General features: G+C 65.7%; 18 protein-coding genes and 1 other RNA gene. 8 read left to right on the plus strand and 11 right to left on the minus strand.

Features of this window, described 5'->3' with window-relative positions:
- Positions 1-114 precede the first annotated feature (114 nt).
- Both greA and AC2TZ7_RS00010 read left to right on the plus strand, forming a co-directional pair.
- Positions 115-585, plus strand: coding sequence for a transcription elongation factor GreA (gene greA, locus AC2TZ7_RS00005; RefSeq protein WP_078522518.1), 471 nt, complete (start codon positions 115-117; stop codon positions 583-585).
- 57 nt (positions 586-642) lie between these two features.
- On the plus strand, positions 643-1,689 hold the full coding sequence (locus AC2TZ7_RS00010; RefSeq protein ID WP_255266527.1) for a hypothetical protein: 1,047 nt from the start codon (positions 643-645) through the stop codon (positions 1,687-1,689).
- Between the two features lie 80 nt (positions 1,690-1,769).
- Here AC2TZ7_RS00010 and AC2TZ7_RS00015 read toward each other — a convergent pair whose 3' ends face one another.
- Positions 1,770-2,357 carry a GNAT family N-acetyltransferase gene (locus tag AC2TZ7_RS00015; RefSeq protein WP_255266528.1) on the minus strand — a complete coding sequence of 196 codons (588 nt, stop codon included), beginning with the start codon at positions 2,355-2,357 and terminating at the stop codon, positions 1,770-1,772.
- The gene (mobA, locus tag AC2TZ7_RS00020; protein WP_489865458.1) at positions 2,354-2,956 is read right to left on the minus strand and encodes a molybdenum cofactor guanylyltransferase MobA; all 603 of its coding nucleotides are present in this window, start codon (positions 2,954-2,956) and stop codon (positions 2,354-2,356) included. The genes AC2TZ7_RS00015 and mobA overlap by 4 nt, the downstream gene beginning before the upstream one ends.
- Positions 2,957-3,044: 88 nt before the next feature.
- On the opposite strand from mobA, the gene AC2TZ7_RS00025 reads away from it, so the two are divergent.
- Together AC2TZ7_RS00025 and AC2TZ7_RS00030 are read left to right on the plus strand one after the other, a co-directional pair.
- The gene (locus AC2TZ7_RS00025) at positions 3,045-3,791 is read left to right on the plus strand and encodes an AzlC family ABC transporter permease (protein ID WP_489865459.1); all 747 of its coding nucleotides are present in this window, start codon (positions 3,045-3,047) and stop codon (positions 3,789-3,791) included.
- Positions 3,788-4,120 (plus strand): AzlD domain-containing protein, encoded by a 333-nt coding sequence (locus tag AC2TZ7_RS00030; protein ID WP_489865460.1) that lies wholly within the window; start codon positions 3,788-3,790, stop codon positions 4,118-4,120. The genes AC2TZ7_RS00025 and AC2TZ7_RS00030 overlap by 4 nt, the downstream gene beginning before the upstream one ends.
- Positions 4,121-4,534: 414 nt before the next feature.
- On the opposite strand, the gene rpmG is transcribed toward AC2TZ7_RS00030, so the two are convergent.
- The 4 genes from rpmG to rnpB all read right to left on the minus strand — a co-directional run bounded on the left by rpmG (position 4,535) and on the right by rnpB (position 6,641).
- On the minus strand, positions 4,535-4,702 hold the full coding sequence (gene rpmG / locus AC2TZ7_RS00035; protein WP_011750518.1) for a 50S ribosomal protein L33: 168 nt from the start codon (positions 4,700-4,702) through the stop codon (positions 4,535-4,537).
- 159 nt (positions 4,703-4,861) lie between these two features.
- Positions 4,862-5,572 carry a tellurite resistance TerB family protein gene (locus AC2TZ7_RS00040; protein WP_489865461.1) on the minus strand — a complete coding sequence of 237 codons (711 nt, stop codon included), beginning with the start codon at positions 5,570-5,572 and terminating at the stop codon, positions 4,862-4,864.
- 80 nt (positions 5,573-5,652) lie between these two features.
- Positions 5,653-6,036 (minus strand): DUF302 domain-containing protein, encoded by a 384-nt coding sequence (locus AC2TZ7_RS00045; RefSeq protein WP_489865462.1) that lies wholly within the window; start codon positions 6,034-6,036, stop codon positions 5,653-5,655.
- A gap of 191 nt (positions 6,037-6,227) precedes the next feature.
- Positions 6,228-6,641: RNase P RNA component class A (rnpB, locus tag AC2TZ7_RS00050), an RNA gene on the minus strand.
- Between the two features lie 195 nt (positions 6,642-6,836).
- Here rnpB and AC2TZ7_RS00055 point away from each other — a divergent pair.
- Both AC2TZ7_RS00055 and AC2TZ7_RS00060 read left to right on the plus strand, forming a co-directional pair.
- A complete protein-coding gene (locus AC2TZ7_RS00055; protein WP_489865463.1) occupies positions 6,837-7,271 on the plus strand; it encodes a DsrE family protein in 435 nt (144 codons plus the stop codon).
- Between the two features lie 173 nt (positions 7,272-7,444).
- A complete protein-coding gene (locus AC2TZ7_RS00060) occupies positions 7,445-8,464 on the plus strand; it encodes a hypothetical protein (RefSeq protein WP_489865464.1) in 1,020 nt (339 codons plus the stop codon).
- Between the two features lie 48 nt (positions 8,465-8,512).
- Here the strand turns inward: AC2TZ7_RS00060 and AC2TZ7_RS00065 are convergent, their stop codons facing one another.
- The 5 genes from AC2TZ7_RS00065 to AC2TZ7_RS00085 form a co-directional block, all read right to left on the minus strand.
- A complete protein-coding gene (locus tag AC2TZ7_RS00065; RefSeq protein WP_489865465.1) occupies positions 8,513-9,406 on the minus strand; it encodes an SPOR domain-containing protein in 894 nt (297 codons plus the stop codon).
- A 65-nt stretch (positions 9,407-9,471) separates the two neighbouring features.
- Positions 9,472-10,104 (minus strand): uracil phosphoribosyltransferase, encoded by a 633-nt coding sequence (gene upp, locus AC2TZ7_RS00070; RefSeq protein WP_098411985.1) that lies wholly within the window; start codon positions 10,102-10,104, stop codon positions 9,472-9,474.
- Positions 10,105-10,115: 11 nt separating this feature from the next.
- Positions 10,116-11,333: a phosphopentomutase gene (locus tag AC2TZ7_RS00075; protein ID WP_489865466.1), complete on the minus strand. Its 1,218-nt coding sequence runs from the start codon at positions 11,331-11,333 to the stop codon at positions 10,116-10,118.
- On the minus strand, positions 11,330-12,652 hold the full coding sequence (locus tag AC2TZ7_RS00080) for a thymidine phosphorylase (protein WP_489865467.1): 1,323 nt from the start codon (positions 12,650-12,652) through the stop codon (positions 11,330-11,332). Before AC2TZ7_RS00080 ends, AC2TZ7_RS00075 begins: the two co-directional genes overlap by 4 nt.
- The gene (locus AC2TZ7_RS00085; protein WP_489865468.1) at positions 12,652-13,044 is read right to left on the minus strand and encodes a cytidine deaminase; all 393 of its coding nucleotides are present in this window, start codon (positions 13,042-13,044) and stop codon (positions 12,652-12,654) included. The genes AC2TZ7_RS00080 and AC2TZ7_RS00085 overlap by 1 nt, the downstream gene beginning before the upstream one ends.
- 242 nt (positions 13,045-13,286) lie before the next feature.
- Between AC2TZ7_RS00085 and AC2TZ7_RS00090 the strand changes: the two genes are divergently transcribed.
- Entirely contained in the window at positions 13,287-15,563 is a 2,277-nt protein-coding gene (locus tag AC2TZ7_RS00090; RefSeq protein WP_489865469.1) for an NADP-dependent malic enzyme, read from the plus strand.
- A 206-nt stretch (positions 15,564-15,769) separates the two neighbouring features.
- A complete protein-coding gene (locus tag AC2TZ7_RS00095; RefSeq protein WP_098411990.1) occupies positions 15,770-17,662 on the plus strand; it encodes a propionyl-CoA synthetase in 1,893 nt (630 codons plus the stop codon).
- The last annotated feature ends 113 nt before the right edge of the window (positions 17,663-17,775 follow it).

Below are 17,775 nucleotides of genomic sequence, written 5' to 3' on the forward strand. Positions count from 1 at the left end.
GAGCGGCAAGATCGGCAAATCGCCGCGAAAATCGCGCTGTCCACTTGACTTCCGGGGGTCAGAGCAGATTTAGATGCCCTGAATTGGGGACAGTTCCGAATTCGGGAGCCTTCCATGGACAAACAACCGATGACGCGCGCGGGTTTCGACGCGCTCAATACAGAATTGAAAAAGCTCAAGTCCGAAGAGCGGCCCGCGATCATTGCTGCGATCGCGGAAGCGCGGGAATTGGGCGACCTCTCGGAGAATGCCGAATACCATTCGGCACGCGAGAAGCAGGGCTTTATCGAAGGCCGGATCAAGGAGCTCGAAGGGCTTCTGGGCCGGGCCGAGGTGATCGACCCGTCGAAGATGTCGGGCGCCGTCAAATTCGGCGCGACCGTCACCATCGTCGACGAGGACACCGACGAAGAGAAGACCTACCAGATCGTCGGCGAGCCCGAGGCCGATCTGGAGAAGGGCAAGCTCAACATGAAATCGCCGCTGGCGCGTGCGCTGATCGGCAAGGACGAGGGCGACTCGGTCGAGGTTCGCACGCCGGGTGGCGACAAGGCTTACGAAATCCTCAAGATCGTTTTCGCCTGACGCGGTCGTCCCCTGTGCGGTGAGCATCTGACCGCGCGCCACTGACGGAGAGCCTGAATGGAAGGACCCGCAGAGCAGGACAAGGACCGGTTCGCCATGCCCGGCGGACCACAACCGCCTGCCGGTCGTCCACGCCTCAAGACGCGATATCCCGGCGCGCCGGAATGGATCGCGCTGGGGCTGAGCCTCCTGTGGGTCCTCATGGTCGTGGCCTTCTGGTTCTTCGCCCCGGGGATCGCGCGCGCCGCATCGCTGTTCGCCACCGTCAGCCTCGTGGTCGGGATGGCGGTGCCGATCGTGATGATCTGGGTCGCCGCCGTCACCGCGCGCGCAACCCGCGAGATGCGCGCCGAGACCGCCGCTCTCAAGCAATCCATCGAGGCGATGCGCACGGCCTGGCTCAATCAGCAGGCGCTGCGCACCGATCAGAATGTCGAGAAGAAGCTCGACGAGATCGCCGCCGTGGCCCGGCAGGCGGAGACCACGATCGCGACCTTCGCCTCGCGCCGCGATGTACAGGCGAGCCAGCCCTCGGCCGATCGCAAGGCGGCGCTGGTCGCGCCGCCCCCGCCGCGGCCCGATGACAGCGAACCGATGCTGGCGCTCGGCACCCCTGCCGAGGAGCTGCGCGCGCCGCTCTCGGTCGCGGATTTCGTCCGCGCCCTGAACTTCCCGGATTCGCCCGACGACACCGAGGGCTTCCGCGCGCTGCGCCGCGCCCTCGAGGACCGCGCCACGGCAAAGCTGCTGCGCTCGGCGCAGGACGTGCTGAACCTGCTCGCGCAGGACGGCATCTACATGGACGACCTCAAACCCGACCGCGCCCGGCCCGAGCTTTGGCGTCGCTTCGCACAAGGCGAGCGCGGGCGCGAGATCACCAGCCTGGGCGGCATCCGCGACCGCTCGTCGCTCGCGCTCAGCGCGGGCCGGATGCGCGGCGACACGATCTTCCGCGACGTGGCGCATCACTTCCTGCGCCAGTTCGACCGCACCTTCGCGGAATTCGAGAAGAACGCCTCGGATCAGGACATCGCCGAGATGGCCGAGACCCGCACCGCGCGCGCCTTCATGCTGCTGGGGCGCGTCACCGGAAGTTTCGACTGAGGGGGGCAACCCCCTCGGGCTTCGCCCTCACCCCCGGGATATTTTGGCCAATACGAATGGGCGCGGCGGAGGCAGAGCCGTCAGAGCGCGCGGCGCATCAGTTGCACCGAACGGAAATCGAAGACGAGCCGCGTCAGCCGTGACGTTCGCCGCCCCGTGACCTCGAAGCCCAGCCGCTGATACAGGGCACGTGCGCGCAGGTTCTCGTCGATCACGTCGAGGCAGAGCGCCGCATAGCCGCGCCTGCGCGCCTCATGGGACAGCGCCTCGATCAGCGCGCGCCCGATACCGGCCCCGCGCAGCTCGGGCCGCACCGCGATACCGTCGACCATCATCCCGCCCGCGGGCAGGTCATGCGCCAGAAGATGCAGGCAAGCCCCGCGCCAAAGCCCGCCGCTGCGCCCGTAATGGCTGCGCAGATCGGACCAGCTTCCGCCGACGAAAGAGCCGCGATGGGTGCGAAACCCGACCACCCCGACAAGCGCGCCGTTGCCGTCGAGCGCCGAGAGCGCGTGGCTGGGGTCGATCACGTCGGCGATGAAGCCCAAGGCGCGCGGCTCGGGGCCCATCACGCGCCCCAGCTTGCCACCGAAGGCCTGCCAGTAGAGCCCTGCTGCAGCCGTGCGATGCTCGCGTGCGAGCCCGTGCCGGATCGACACCTGAGTCACCGTGTCGCCTCCGCCAGATGCGCGGCCGCCGCTGCCAGATCTTCCGGCGTGTTGAGATTGGTGAACGGGTCGGGGTGGCCCTCGAACGCCACCCGCGCCGCGTCCGGGAAGGCCGCGCGCAAGCGCCGCTCGCCCGAGGCGAACAGCTCTGCGATGCGCGCGCGATCTTCGACCGGGCACAGCGCCACGCTCGGATGATCGCGGCCACCCGAGGCGGCACAGGCCGCAACGCCGGGGGCGTCGAGCTGCGCGACCAGATCATGGGGCAGGAAGGGCGTATCGACCGGCACGTAGAGCAGCCTCTGCGCGCCCTGCTCTGCCGCCCAGTCGAGCGCGCTCAGGAGCCCCGCCAGAGGCCCCTCGCCGCGCCGCTGGGGCGGATCGGACAGCACGGGGATCGGGGCGAATCGCAGCGCCGCGCCATTGGCGGAGATCGCGAGTCTGGCCACCTGCGGGCCGATCCGGGCCGCGACATGGGCAAACAGCGGACGCCCGGCGAGCATAACCATCGCCTTGTCGACGCCGCCCATGCGCCGCCCCTGCCCGCCCGCAAGGATCACCGCGACCACACGCGGCCCGACATCTTCGCCAGCGGTCAAGATGATTGCCTCCAATACAATCGCGCGCTTTGCCTTTGCCCGCATCCTTCCCTATCTGTCCCGCAACTGAGAACGGGAGACAAGCATCATGTCGGACATGACCGCGAACGGGACGACCCCGAAAGGCACGATCCGGGCCGCCTATTGGCGCGGATTTCGGCATGGCCTGCCGTTCCTTCTGGTAATCGTGCCCTTCGGGCTGCTGTTCGGCGTGGCGGCGACCAATGCGGGGCTCGATCTGGCGCAGGTCATGGGCTTCTCGGTGATGGTCATCGCGGGGGCCGCGCAGTTCACCGCGCTGCAATTGATGGGCGATCACGCGCCGGTTCTGCTGATCCTCGCGGCCTCGCTCGCGGTCAATCTGCGCATGGCGATGTATTCGGCGGCGCTGACCCCGCATTTCGGCAAGGCGAAGACATGGCAGAAAGCGCTGGTGGCCTATTTCATGGTCGATCAGGCCTATGCGATGGCGGCCAATGAATACGAGGCCGAGCCGGAGATGAGCCGCGCCGAGAAGCTGGCCTATTACGCGGGCGTCTGCACCCCGGTCTGCCCGAACTGGTATGTGGCGACGCTGGTCGGCGCGTTGGTGGGCGCGAAAATCCCGCCGGAATTCGCGCTCGATTTCGCGGTGCCGATCACCTTCCTCGCGATGATCGGGCCGGCGCTGCGCACGCTCGCCCATGTCGCGGCGGCGGCGGTCTCGGTCGTCGGCGCGCTGGCGCTGAGCTTCCTGCCCTCGGGTGTGGGACTGATGATCGCTGCGGTCGCCGCAATGGTGACGGGTGCGCAGGTCGAGCTTTGGGTCGCGCGTAGAAAGGCGGTGAAGGAATGACCGGGTATTCGGACGCCCTGGTCTGGGGAATCATCATCGCGCTGGGGATCGGCACGTTCTTCCTGCGCTATTCCTTCATGGGTTTTCTCGGCGATCGGCAACTGCCGGAATGGGCGCTGCGCTACCTGCGCTACACGCCGGTCGCGGTCCTGCCGGGTCTTGTGGCGCCGCTGGTGCTGTGGCCTGCGAGCACGGGCGGCGAGACCGACCCCGCGCGGATGATCGCAGCCTTCGCGACGCTGGGCGTGGGGATCACCACGCGCAACACGCTGTGGGCGATTCTCAGCGGGCTCGCCGCGCTTTACCTGTCGCTGTGGCTGGTGGGGTGAGCCGCGTCCCGGAGGGCTTCCAGTGGAAGCCCTCAGCGGCGAACGCGCCGACCGTGGAGGCGCCGGGGCGCGATTGTTGAAAGCGCAGGTCGGGGGCGCCAGTGGAGCCACCGAAGCGGCGAACCCAGATTGCGCAAGCAATGCGCCGGGGAAACCCGCTAACTCCGCCTTAAGCCTCCAGAGGGCCGCGCCCGACCTCGGGTGGGCGCTTTGCTCCGCCTGTGGCTGGGTGCTTTATCCCTCAAGCCCGAAAGGCACACGTACCCGCACTGACATCGCCAATGCGCCCTCCCCGGAGGGAGGTCGGGCGCGGCCCGGGCCGCTTCGCGGCTGATCCGGGCAGCGAGTTTCCAATACAAAAAGAAAAGGCCGTGCCCGGAGGCACGGCCTTCTAACCGTCAAGGTCAGGCGATCTTACTTGATCTTGCCTTCCTTGTATTCGACGTGCTTGCGCACGACCGGATCGTATTTGTTCACGGTCATTTTTTCGGTCATGGTGCGGGCGTTCTTCTTGGTCACATAGAAGTGCCCGGTGCCCGCCGTCGAGTTCAGACGGATCTTGATCGTCGTCGGCTTCGCCATTGTTTATCTCCTAGCTCCGGGCATCGAAAAAACTACGCACCCGCGGAATCCTTGAAGCCCGCCTTTTAGCGATGCGCGATGCGGAGTCAACCGGCAAACCGGGCCGCAGGCTGAAAATTCTTCGCCCACGGCTCATAAAGCGGTGACGCCCTTTTCCGCTCAGATCAGCGGCTTGCCCATCGTCGCGTGAATCTGGGCGACTTTCTCCGTCTCGAGGCCCAGCGCCGCAGCGAGATTCGCCAGATATTGCTTCTCCGCCTCGGTATCGACGGTGATCGGCAGAAGCGCTGCGGAATAGACCTGCGACTTCATGTGGTCCGAGGTGGCATTGGCCAGAGCGGTGATGTCGATCGGGCCGTCGAGTTCGGATTTCACGAAGGCGATCTCTTCGTCGGAGGCGTCGGACAGGTGATCGAGGATGGTCTGGCGCTCGGTCTCGTCGATCTCGCCATCGGCCTTCGAGGCCTGGATCATCGCGCGGATCATCAGCTTGGCCTGATCTTCCATCATCGCGTTGACCGGCGTGCCGGAAGTCACGGCCCCGAGCATCTCCGAGATATTGCCCGCGCCCGTTTTCGCGGCGCCGGTCATGGCCCCGATCAGCGCGCCAAGCCCCGCCTCGGTCGCCGCCGTCGCGGAGGCTGCCTGAGAGCCGAACTGGCCGAAGAGACCGCGCACGGTTTCCTTGCCGCCGGGCATGCCCATCTTCTCGGCCCACTCGCCCATCTGGTCGCCCATACCGCCGGGCTCGCCCGCCTTGCCGAGCGCGTCCTTCATACCGTCGAGGCCGCCCATCTTGTTGAAACGCTCCACGCCCTTGGCGGCGGCGAAACCCACCGCGAGCGTAGCCAATGTCTTCACGAAGCTCATATCATTCCCCCGAAATGCGGATTCCTGTTACGACAGCTTCGCGCGCAGGGGCGCGCTTGGCTAGGAAAAACTCACGCGATTTACAGCTTGGCAACAACGTCGGCGAGCATCTGGCGCACCTGGCTCGCGACCTCGGCGAGGTCGTCATTCTCGACCGCGAGCATTGAGGCCACGGGATCGACGGCGCTGACCTCGATCCCATCCTCCACCTCGCGCAGCACCACATTGCACGGCAGCATCGCCCCGATCCGCGGCGCGACGCCGATCGCCTCATAGGCAAGCTTCGGATTGCAGGCGCCGAGGATCTTGTAGCGTGGCATGTCCTTGTCGAGCTTGGCCTTCATCGTGGCGGACACGTTGATCTCGGTCAGCACGCCGAAGCCCGCCTCGGCCAGCGCCTCGCGCACTTTCGCCTCGACCTCGTCGAATGCCCCGGTCATCACCTTGTCGATCGTATAGCCCATGGCAATCTCTCTCCCCTAGTTGGTCTCGGCTGTTCGCGCCTTTGCGTCGAGCGTGGCCAATTCGATGCGAAACGCAAGTCACGATCATGGAGAGGCCTGTGCTTCAATGCGCGCTCACTGTGCCGCAGTGGCGGGAACCCGTGCGGGCGGGGGCTTGTTCCTTTCCCTCGATCTTGAAGCGGAAGAAGAATTTGCGCGGATGGCCTGTAAGCCGGATTTTGTCCCGGAGGCTTGCACCCCCATGGATGACCATTCCTCTCGCCCTGCGATTGCTCACAGGGTCTAGCTGCCAACCCGGACCGCTCGGGGCGAAGCTCCCCTGCCGTCACCGCAAGCGGCGCAGCGCGCGATCCCTATTCGGCGTTGCTCCCGGTGGGGCTTGCCGTGCCGGTCCTGTTACCAGTCCCGCGGTGGGCTCTTACCCCACCGTTTCACCCTGACCCCGGCCGAAACCGAGGCGGTCTGTTTTCTGTGGCGCTTTCCGTCGGGTTTCCCCGCCCGGGCGTTACCCGGCACCGTTGCTTCATGGAGTCCGGACTTTCCTCGGGCCCCCGGCTACCCGCATTCACGGGGCTACGGGAACTCGCGGCCATCCAGCCATCCGCGCAAGGCAGCAGATAGACACTCGCCCCCGCGCGGTCAATCGCCCCTGCGCACGCTTCGCGGGCGTCTTTTCTTCAGCCAAGACGCGCCCCTCGCATCACGAGGCCGTGAAATTTCGGGAGCAATCCGTGCAATCTCTTGCTTTTCGACTGCGGCACGTTGACGCTGGTCCTCCATGAAGTGAAAGGGAGATCACGATGGTAAAGGGAGGACTCCGCCTCGGGCTTGCGCTCGCGGCGATGGTTTGGGCTGTGCCCGCACTGGCGAGTGAGAAGATCGCCATTCAGGTGAACAGCTCCGACGCAAAAGTCATGAACATGGCGCTGAACAACGCGCTCAACATGATCAAATATTACAAAGACCAGGGCGAAGACGTCCAAATCGAGCTGGTCACCTACGGGCCGGGCCTCAACATGCTGCGCGCCGACACCTCGCCGGTGAAAGCCCGCGTCGAGGAAATGGCGATGCTGGGTCAGCCGATCCATTTCCGCGCCTGCGCCAACACGCTCGCGGCGATGACCAAGAAGCTCGGGAAGGAGCCTCCGATGGTCGAAGAGGCGGAAATCGTCCCCTCCGGCGCGGCCTATCTCGTCGATCTGCAACGCGATGGCTACGCCTATCTGCGGCCCTGACGGACGACCGCGCGGGTGGCGCTTCGTGTCCCGCGCGCTTCGAATTGAATTGCGACCAACTCGCCCCGCACGGCATCTCGTGCGGGGCGGCGTCGTTCCACGCGGGGCTGTGTGATTGACCCCCGGGCAGGATCGGCTATCCTCTTGACAAACAAGAGCAGAAACGGGCCCGCATGACCGCCCTCTCCGAATATGAACGCCTCGAGGCGATCGGTATATGGCGTCCCGATGCGGACGCGCAGCGCCGCGAGGTGATCCTCTCGCTGGGCGACGCGACGCTTGTGCTGTCGGAGGCGCGCTCCGGCACGGCGCTCGCGCATTGGTCGCTGCCGGCCATGCATCGCCGCAATCCCGGCAAACGCCCCGCGATCTTCGCCCCCTCCGAGGAGCCGGGCGAAGAACTCGAGATCGAAGACGAGACGATGATCGCCGCGATCGAGAAGGTCCATGCGATGATCGAGGCAAAGCGCCCGCATCCGGGGCGGCTGCGCGGCGTGCTCATCGGGGCGGTGCTGCTGGCAGTTGGCGCCGTGGCGCTGTTCTGGTTGCCCTCGGCGCTGGTCGATCATGCCGCGCGCGTCGCGCCACAGGCGAAACGCGTCGAGATCGGCCGCAAGCTGCTTGGGGAAATGGTGAAGATGACCGGCTCGGCCTGTCACAGCCCCGGCGGCAATCGCGCGCTCTCCGCGCTGGCGGAGCGACTGCCCGGACAATCGGTCATCGCGGTCCTGCCGCAGGCGCTCGAAGGGGCGCGGCTTCTGCCAGGCGGGATGACGGTCGTCGGACGCGACACGATCGACGGGCCGGATACGCCCGAGGTCGTCGCGGGCTACATCATCGCCGCGCAGAACAGCGCCGCCGGAGGGCGCCCGCTGCATCGGATGCTCGACCGTCTCGGCCCCGCGGCTGCGCTGCGGCTGCTGACGACGGGCGATCTTCCCGAGAGCGGCCTTGCCGAATATGCGCAGGACCTGCTGCAGCACCCCCCGGCGCGGGCCGATGGCGACACGCTGCTGCGCGCCTTCCGCGATGCCGGGGTCAGCGCGACGCCCTATGCCTATGCGCTCGACCCGACCGGAGAGTCGGTGCTGGGCCTGATCGAGGCCGACCCGTTCAAGGGCCAGCCTGCGCCGAAGCCGGTTTTGGAAGATGCGCAATGGGTGGCGCTGCAGGACATCTGCTCGGCACAATAAAAACGGCCCCGAAGGGCCGCTTGATCCGTCTTACGCCTTCACGCCTCTTCAGCGCACGAGCGCATCCGGGAAGCCAGCCCGACGCGCCGAGGCCAGCGCCGAATTCAGCTTCGCGGTATCGTAGAACGGCCCGGCATAGACCACCGTCAGCTCCTGCGTCTTGGAGGTCGCGACCGGAAGGCCCAGCGCCTGCAGACGCTTCGTCGCTGTCGCGACATTCGCGACATTGGCGAAGCTGCCGACCTGCACATATTGCTTGCCGTTCGAACCGACCGGCGCGACCGATTTGCTCGACACGGTGACGGTCGGCACCACCACGATCCGGGAGTTCGGCACCGGCGGATGAGAGCCTTCGACATAGACCTGATCAGGCGTTGCGGTGGGGCGAAGCTGCATCGGCGTCTCTTCGGTCCAGCGCGCGCGCATCTGTGCGTTGCCATGGACGGTGCGCGGGCCGCGATAAGGGTTCAGCCGCCCATCTTCGAACGCAGTCGTCCAGCCGTTCTGCGGCTTGGGCGCGCGGGTCACAACCGGGGCGAGCCCACCGACGCTCACGCTGTGAGAGACGCGCGACGGATCGCGCGGCACAGGCGGAGAGGTCGGGGTCGGCGAAAAGGGCGCGCGCATCGCCGCCGTGGCGCGGGCCGCAGGGTTCGGAGCCACGGTTACCGAAGCAACCGGCACGGTGGGCGCCAGGCTGGGCGTATGGCCGCAGACGATGCCGCGGTCGCTATTCATCTGCGGCACCCAGCGCACGGCCCCGCCATAATCCGCGCGCACGAACACGCAGCCCTGACTGTCGACATATTGCGGATCGGTATAGCTCGCCGGGGGCATTTCGGCGGGCACATATTGCTGCGCCTGCGACTCCGATGCGAAGCCTCCCAGCCCCAGCGTGAGAATCGCGCCCAGACCGGCCGCCGCTCCTGCTTTCAGTCGCATATCCACCCCCTGATGTTTTCAAGGGGAGGATAGACGGGTTTGCCTTTGAGTAAAGGGGGTTGGCCTTACTTCGTGCCGAACATCCGGTCGCCCGCATCGCCCAGACCCGGCACGATATAGGCGTGATCGTCGAGCCTCTCATCAAGCGCTGCAGTCACGATCGGCACGTCCGGATGCGCCTCTTTCATGCGCGCGACGCCTTCCGGGGCGGCCAGCAGGCACATGAAGCGAATGTTCTTCGCGCCCTTTTTCTTGATCAGGTCGATCGCTGCGACCGAGGAATTGCCGGTGGCGAGCATCGGATCGACCACGATGGTCAGACGATCCTCAAGCTCGCTCGGCAGTTTGCAATAGTATTCGACCGGCTTCAGCGTCTCGGGGTCGCGGTAGAGGCCGACGAAGCCCACGCGCGCCGCCGGGATCAGTTCCAGCACGCCATCCAGCAGCCCGTTGCCCGCCCGCAGGATCGAGACCAGCGCGAGCTTCTTGCCTGCGAGGATCGGCGCGTCCATCTCCTGAAGCGGCGTCTCGATATTCTTCGAGGTCAGTTCCAGCTCCGAGGTGATCTCATAGGCCAGCAGCAGGCTGATCTCGCGCAGCAGACGACGGAAGGACGCGGTCGACGTATCCTTCTCGCGCATCAGGGTCAGTTTGTGCTGCACCAGCGGATGTTTGACGACGGTCAGATGGTCACTCATTGTGTTGTCCCTCACAGAAAGCTTTTGCCCGGCCCTTGCGCCGGAATGTTCAGATGCGTGGCGAGCGAAGCCGCGAGATCCACATAGCCCACATTGCCCACGCTGCGCGACCCGATACCGGGGCCCGCGCCCAGAACCGGCACGCGTTCGCGGGTGTGATCGGTGCCGCGCCAGCTTGGATCGTTGCCGTGATCGGCGGTGAAGATCGCCAGATCGCCCGGTTGCAGGCGGTCGAGGAATTGCGCCGCCACCGTGTCGAACCATTCCAGCGCGCGGGCATAGCCCGAGATGTCGCGGCGATGGCCGTAGAGGCTGTCGAATTCCACGAAATTGGCGAAGGTGAGCGAGCCCTCCTCGGCCTCATCCGCCAGCCGGATCAGGTGATCGGCCAGATCGGCATCGCCCTTGCCCTTGTGCAGATGGGTGATGCCGCGATGCGAGAAAATATCCCCGATCTTGCCGATCGCATGGGTCACGCGGCCCGCATCATAGGCCCAGTCCAGAAGTGTCGGAGACGGCGCCGGGATCGCGTAGTCGCGGCGATTGGGCGTGCGGGTGAACTGCCCGTTCTCGCCGATGAACGGCCGCGCGATCACGCGCCCCACCTTCATCGCATGCAGCGTCGGCGCGAGTCCCTCGCAGAGCTTCAAAAGGCGGTCGAGGCCGAAATGCTCCTCATGGGCTGCGATCTGGAAGACGCTATCGGCGGAGGTGTAGCAGATCGGCCAGCCGGTGCGGATATGCTCGTCGCCGAGGCTTTCGATGATATTGGTGCCCGAGGCATGGCAGTTGCCCAAGATGCCGTCCGTGCCCGCGATCTCGCAGGCTTTCGCGACCAGATCGGGCGGGAAGCTGTTCGTCTGATCGGGGAAGTAATGCCATTCCCATGGCACTGGCACACCGGCCAGTTCCCAATGGCCCGAAGGCGTGTCCTTGCCGGGAGAGACCTCGGTGGCCGCACCCCAGAGCCCGACGGGTTCGACCATCAGCCCCGGCGCGTCCTCGCCCGAGGCGAGCTTCACGCCCGCACCCAGACCAAGCCCCGCCAGCGTGGGCATATTCAGCGGACCGGAACGGCCTTCCTCCGCGCGCCCTTCCGCGCAGGCCTGCGCGATATGGCCCACGGTATTCGCGCCGGTATCCGGCGCACCGTCGTTGAAGAAACGATCCGCATCGGGCGCGCCGCCGATCCCGACGCTGTCCATCACGATCAGAAAGGCGCGGCTCATTGCACATCCTCCGGGCCGATCCGTTCGTGGATCAGGGGCGGCTCTTCGGGGGCCTCGTCGCTCAATTCGATCGCGGCCAGAAGGGCGGCTTCGGCGGCATCTGCATCGCGGTCATTCGCGGCATGGATCGTCACCAGCGGGTCGCCCGCGGCCATGTCCTCGCCCAGAGCCACGATCTCCCACAGACCGACCGAGGGGTTGATCTTGTCGGTGCCGACCAGACGCCCGCCGCCCAGATGCACCACCGCCTCGCCCACCGCGCGGGTGTCGATGCGGCTGACGAAGCCCGCGCGCGGGGCCTCTACTGCGCGCATGACCGGGGCCGAGGGCAGACGATCCAAGAAGCGTTCGACGAAATCGCTCGGACCACCCAACGCCGCCACCATCTTGCCGAAGACCTCGACTGCGCGCCCGTTGCTGAGCACTTCGTCGATCCGCGCCGTACCGTCGACCGCGTCCTTGGCCAGCCCCGCGAGCACCAGCGCCTCGCCGCCCAGCGCCGCGGTCACGTCCCACAGCGCCTCGTTCACGCCGGTGCCGGTCAGTGTCTCCATCACCTCGATCACTTCCAGCGCATTGCCCGCCGAATGGCCCAGCGGCTGATCCATGTCGGTGATCAGCGCCGAGGTCTTGCAGCCTGCGCCATTCGCGGTGGCGACAAGGCTCTGCGCCAGCGCCTTCGCATCCTCGGGCCGCGCCATGAACGCGCCCGAGCCGACCTTCACGTCGAGGATCAGCCCTTCCAGCCCGGCGGCGAGCTTCTTCGACAGGATCGAGGCGGTGATCAGATCGATGCTCTCTACCGTGCCGGAGATGTCGCGGATACCGTAGAGGCGCTTGTCGGCGGGGGCGATTTCGCCCGTGGCGCCGACGATGGCGCAACCGACCTCGCCCACGACCTTGCGCAAAGCGCCGATGCCGGGCGTCGCGTCATAGCCGGGGATCGCTTCCATCTTGTCGAGCGTGCCGCCGGTATGGCCCAAACCCCGCCCCGAGATCATCGGAACGTAGCAGCCACAGGCCGCCAGCGCGGGTGCGAGCAGCAGCGAGACGGAATCCCCCACCCCGCCGGTCGAATGTTTGTCGATCACCGGGCCAGGCATGTCCCAGCGCAGGACCTCGCCGGAATCGCGCATCGCTTGCGTCAGCGCGACGCGCCCCCCGGTGCCGATGCCTTTCAGCAGAACGGCCATCGCGAAGGCCCCCGCCTGCGCGTCCGAGACCGAGCCATCGGCCAGACCGCGCGCGAACCATTGGGCTTGATCTGCGCTCAGGCTTTTGCCGTCGCGCACCGATTGGATAATGCTGCGGGCGTCCATCAGATGTTTTCCATATGGCTCATGTCGAAGCGACCGGGCAGCAGATCGCCCACCGTCGTGTCGAGCCGCTCACCTTCGGTGGTGGCCAGCGTCACCGGCGTGTCGTGGCGCGCGAATTCCGCCAGTTTCTGACGGCAGCCGCCACAGGGCGGCACGGGCGTCGGGCTGTCGGCGACCACGGCGACCTCGGTGATCTCGGTCTCGCCTGCCGCCACCATCGCGGCGATCGCGCCGGCCTCGGCACAGGTGCCTTCGGGATAGGCCACGTTCTCGACATTCACGCCGCTATAGATGGTGCCGGACGCCCCGCGCACCGCCGCACCGACCTTGAATTTCGAATAGGGCGCATAGGCGTTTTCACGCACCTGACGGGCAGAATCGAGCAACGACATCGGCGGTCTCCGGGCCATGGCCGGAGCGTAAAATTTGTCCAGCCGGTTGAGTTCTCCCGATCCTGCGCCGCGCCTGCGTCGGATGCAAGCGCTCACCTCGCGCCACCCCGCCGCCTCGCGTGGAGTTCATGCCGCAACGTAATTCGGAGGGGTTGCAATCACCCCCTTCGTGCTATCTAGAACGACGGGAGAGTCGCGCGCGAAAAATTAGTTTAGCGCTAAACCAGTTTCGGGAGGATCTCATGGAAGAGCTGCGTCAGGACAACCTGCGTCAGTCGGCACTGGACTATCACGCCAAGCCGAAACCCGGAAAACTGGAAATCCGCGCGACGAAGCCGCTCGCCAACGGGCGCGATCTGGCCCGCGCCTATTCGCCGGGCGTGGCCGAGGCGAGCCTTGCCATCAAGGAAGACCCCGACACCGCACGCGACTACACCGCGCGGGGCAATCTGGTCGCCGTCGTCACCAACGGCTCGGCCGTACTGGGCCTGGGCAATATCGGCCCGCTCGCCGCGAAGCCGGTGATGGAAGGCAAGGCAGTCCTGTTCAAGAAATTCGCCGATATCGACTGTTTCGATATCGAAGTCGCCGAGAACGACCCCGAGAAGCTCGCTGAGATCGTCTGCGCGCTCGAGCCCTCCTTCGGCGCGATCAACCTCGAAGACATCAAGGCGCCCGACTGCTTCATCGTGGAGAAGATCTGCCGCGAAAAGATGAACATCCCGGTCTTCCACGACGATCAGCACGGCACCGCGATCGTGGTGGGCGCGGCTGCGACCAACGCGCTGCGCATCGCGAAGAAGAACTTCGAGGATATCAAGATCGTCTCGACCGGTGGCGGCGCGGCGGGCATCGCCTGCCTCAACATGCTGCTGAAGCTGGGCGTGAAGCGCGAGAATGTCTGGCTCTGCGACATCGAGGGTCTGGTCTACGAGGGTCGCGAAGCTGACATGACGCCGCAAAAGGCGGACTATGCGCAGGACAGCGAGCTGCGCACGCTCGACGAGGTGATCGAAGGCGCGGATATGTTCCTCGGCCTCTCCGGCCCCGGCGTGCTCAAGCCGGAAATGGTGCAGAAGATGACCAAGCAGCCGATCATCTTCGCGCTGGCGAACCCGAACCCGGAAATCCTGCCCGACGTGGCCCGCGAGGTCGCGCCCGATGCGATCATCGCGACCGGGCGCAGCGATTTCCCGAACCAGGTCAACAACGTGCTGTGCTTCCCCTTCATCTTCCGGGGCGCACTGGACGTGGGCGCGACCACGATCAACGACGAGATGCAGATCGCCTGCGTCGAGGGGATCGCCAAGCTCGCGCGGCAGACGACCTCCGCCGAGGCCGCTGCCGCCTATCGCGGCGAGAAGCTCACCTTCGGGGCGGATTACCTGATCCCGAAACCCTTCGATCCGCGGCTGATCGGCATCGTCGCTTCTGCCGTGGCGAAGGCCGCGATGGAGACCGGCGTGGCGACCCGCCCGCTGGAAAACCTCGACAGCTACAAGGTTCAGCTCGACGGCTCGGTGTTCAAATCCGCGCTGCTGATGCGTCCGGTCTTCGATGCCGCCGCGACCGCGAGACGTCGTATCGTCTTCGCCGAGGGCGAGGATGAGCGCGTGCTGCGCGCCGCCAACGCGATGATCGAAGAGACCACCGACACACCGATCCTGATCGGCCGTCCCGACGTGATCGAGATGCGCTGCGAACGGGCGGGTCTGCCGCTCGATCTGGGCGCGGTCGAGATCGTGAACCCGGAAAACGACCCGCGCTATCGCGACTATTGGGGCACCTATCACGAGTTGATGGCCCGGCGCGGCGTCACGCCCGATCTGGCGCGTGCGATCATGCGCACCAACTCCACCGCCATCGCCGGCGTCATGGTCCATCGCGAGGAAGCGGATTCGATGATCTGCGGCACGTTCGGGCAATATCTCTGGCACCTGAAATACGTGCGCGAAATCCTCGCCCGCGACGGGCTGCATGCCCAGGGCGCGCTGAGCCTGATGATCCTCGAGGATGGCCCGCTTTTCGTGGCCGACACCCATGTCCATCACGCGCCCACGCCCGAGCAGATCATGGAGACGGTCTGCGGCGCCGCGCGTCACGTCTCGCGCTTCGGCCTGACGCCGAAGATCGCGCTGTGCTCGCACAGCCAGTTCGGCAATCTCGACAGCGACTCGGGCGAGCGGATGCGCGCCGCGATGAACCTGCTGATCCGGCGCGAGGTGAATTTCGACTTCGAGGGCGAGATGCATGTCGATGCGGCCCTCGACCCCGAGACCCGCGCCCGGCTGATGCCGAATTCGCGCTTCGAGGGGGCGGCGAACGTGCTGGTCTTCGCGAATACCGACGCGGCCTCGGGCGTGCGCAACATCCTCAAGATGAAAGCAGGCGGCCTCGAAGTCGGGCCGATCCTGATGGGGATGGGCAACAAGGCGCATATCGTGACGCCCTCGATCACCTCGCGCGGGTTGCTGAACATGTCGGCCATCGCAGGCACGCCGGTCGCTCATTACAGCTGAGTCGCGCTAACCTGCGAAATTTGCAAACCCCTCCCGGGCTGCAAAGAAGCTGAAAACTCGCCCGCAGTTTGCAAAAGTTTGCGGGCGTTTTATCGCGCTTTCTGCAAATTTTTTGGCGTCGCACCCGATTGTGCGCGGTAACATTCTTGCGCCAACGCGTTGCGCTCCGTAACACATCTCCAAATTCCTGAGGAGGAGATGTTCGCATGGGCTATAAAGAGGTCTATTCCGCCTGGCAGGCCGATCCCGAGAAATTCTGGATGGACGCCGCCGAGAAGATCGACTGGGACGAGAAGCCCTCGAAGGCCCTGTTTGACGGAAACGCGCCGCTCTACGAGTGGTTCTCGGACGGGATGGTCAACACCTGCTGGAACGCGGTCGACCGCCATGTCGAGCAGGGGCGCGGTGATCAGATCGCGATCATGCATGAAAGCCCGATCACCCACTCGACCAAGGGCATCACCTACAAGGAATTGCAGACCCGTGTGGCCTCGCTCGCTGGCGCGCTGAAGATGCGCGGCGTCGAAAAGGGCGACCGCGTCATCATCTACATGCCGATGATCCCCGAGGCGCTGGAGGCGATGCTCGCCTGCGCCCGGATCGGCGCGGTCCATTCGGTCGTGTTCGGCGGCTTCGCGGCGCATGAACTCGCGGTGCGGATCGACGACTGCACCCCCAAGGCGATCATCGCGGCAAGCTGCGGCCTCGAGCCCGGGCGCACCGTGCACTACAAACCGCTTCTGGACGAGGCGATCGAACAGGCCGAGCACAAGCCGGAATTCTGCGTCATCTTCCAGCGCGAACAGGAAGTGGCGAAGCTGATCGAGGGGCGCGACTTCTCGTGGCACGGCTTCCAATATGGCGTGAAGCCCGCGGACTGCGTTCCGGTCGAGGGCAACCACCCGGTCTACATCCTCTACACCTCCGGCACGACCGGCCAGCCCAAGGGCGTCGTGCGCCATACCGGCGGCCATCTCGTCGCGCTGCAATGGTCGATGAAGAACATCTACAACATCGAGGCGGGCGACCGGTTCTGGGCGGCCTCGGATGTCGGCTGGGTCGTGGGCCACTCCTACATCTGCTACGGCCCCCTGATCGCGGGCGCGACCACGGTGGTTTTCGAGGGCAAGCCGATCGGCACCCCGCATCCGGGCGTGTTCTGGCGGATCATTCAGAACAACCGCATCAAGAGCTTCTTCACCGCCCCCACGGCGCTGCGCGCGATCAAGCGCGAAGACCCGAACGGCGAATGGATCAAGCGTTACGCGCTGCACGATCTGCAGGCGCTGTTCCTCGCAGGCGAGCGGGCCGATCCCGCGACCGTCGAATGGGCTCAGAAACATCTCGGCGTTCCGGTGGTCGATCACTGGTGGCAGACCGAGACCGGCTGGGCGATCGCCGCGAACCCGATCGGGATCGAAGAGCTGCCGACCAAGGTAGGCAGCCCCTCGGTGCCGATGCCGGGCTACGACATTCAGGTACTCGACGAGGGCGGCCACCCGGTCGAGACGGGCCAGCTTGGCGCCATCGCGATCAAGCTGCCGCTGCCTCCGGGCACGCTGCCGACGCTGTGGAACGCCGAGGCGCGCTTCAAGAAAAGCTACCTCGAACAATTCCCCGGCTATTACGAGACGGGCGACGCGGGCTATGTCGACGAGGACGGCTATCTCTACATCATGGCGCGCACCGATGACGTCATCAACGTCGCGGGCCACCGCCTCTCGACCGGGGCGATGGAAGAGGTTCTTGCCGGGCATAGCGACGTCGCCGAATGCGCGGTGATCGGTGTGGCCGACGACCTGAAGGGCCAGACGCCGATGGGCTTCCTGTGCCTCAATTCGGGCTGCAACCGCCCGCATGGCGAGGTGATCAAGGAATGTGTGAGCCGCGTGCGCGAACAGATCGGCCCGGTCGCGGCCTTCAAGCTCGCCACCGTGGTGGACCGCCTGCCGAAAACACGTTCGGGCAAGATCCTGCGGGCCACGATGGTGAAGATCGCGGATGGGCAGGAGTGGAAAATGCCCGCGACGATCGACGATCCCGCGATCCTCGACGAAATTACCGAGGCGCTGAAAGGGCTAGGTTATCCGAAGAAATAGACAACGCTGATCATGAGTGGCGCTTATCGCGGGCGACGCGGAGAAGCGCCACATCAAAAGTTTACGCCGAGTTAAGAAGCCGCATCCACAATGGGTGCGGCTTTATGTTATTG

Source organism: Thioclava sp. ISO4 (assembly GCF_058105145.1).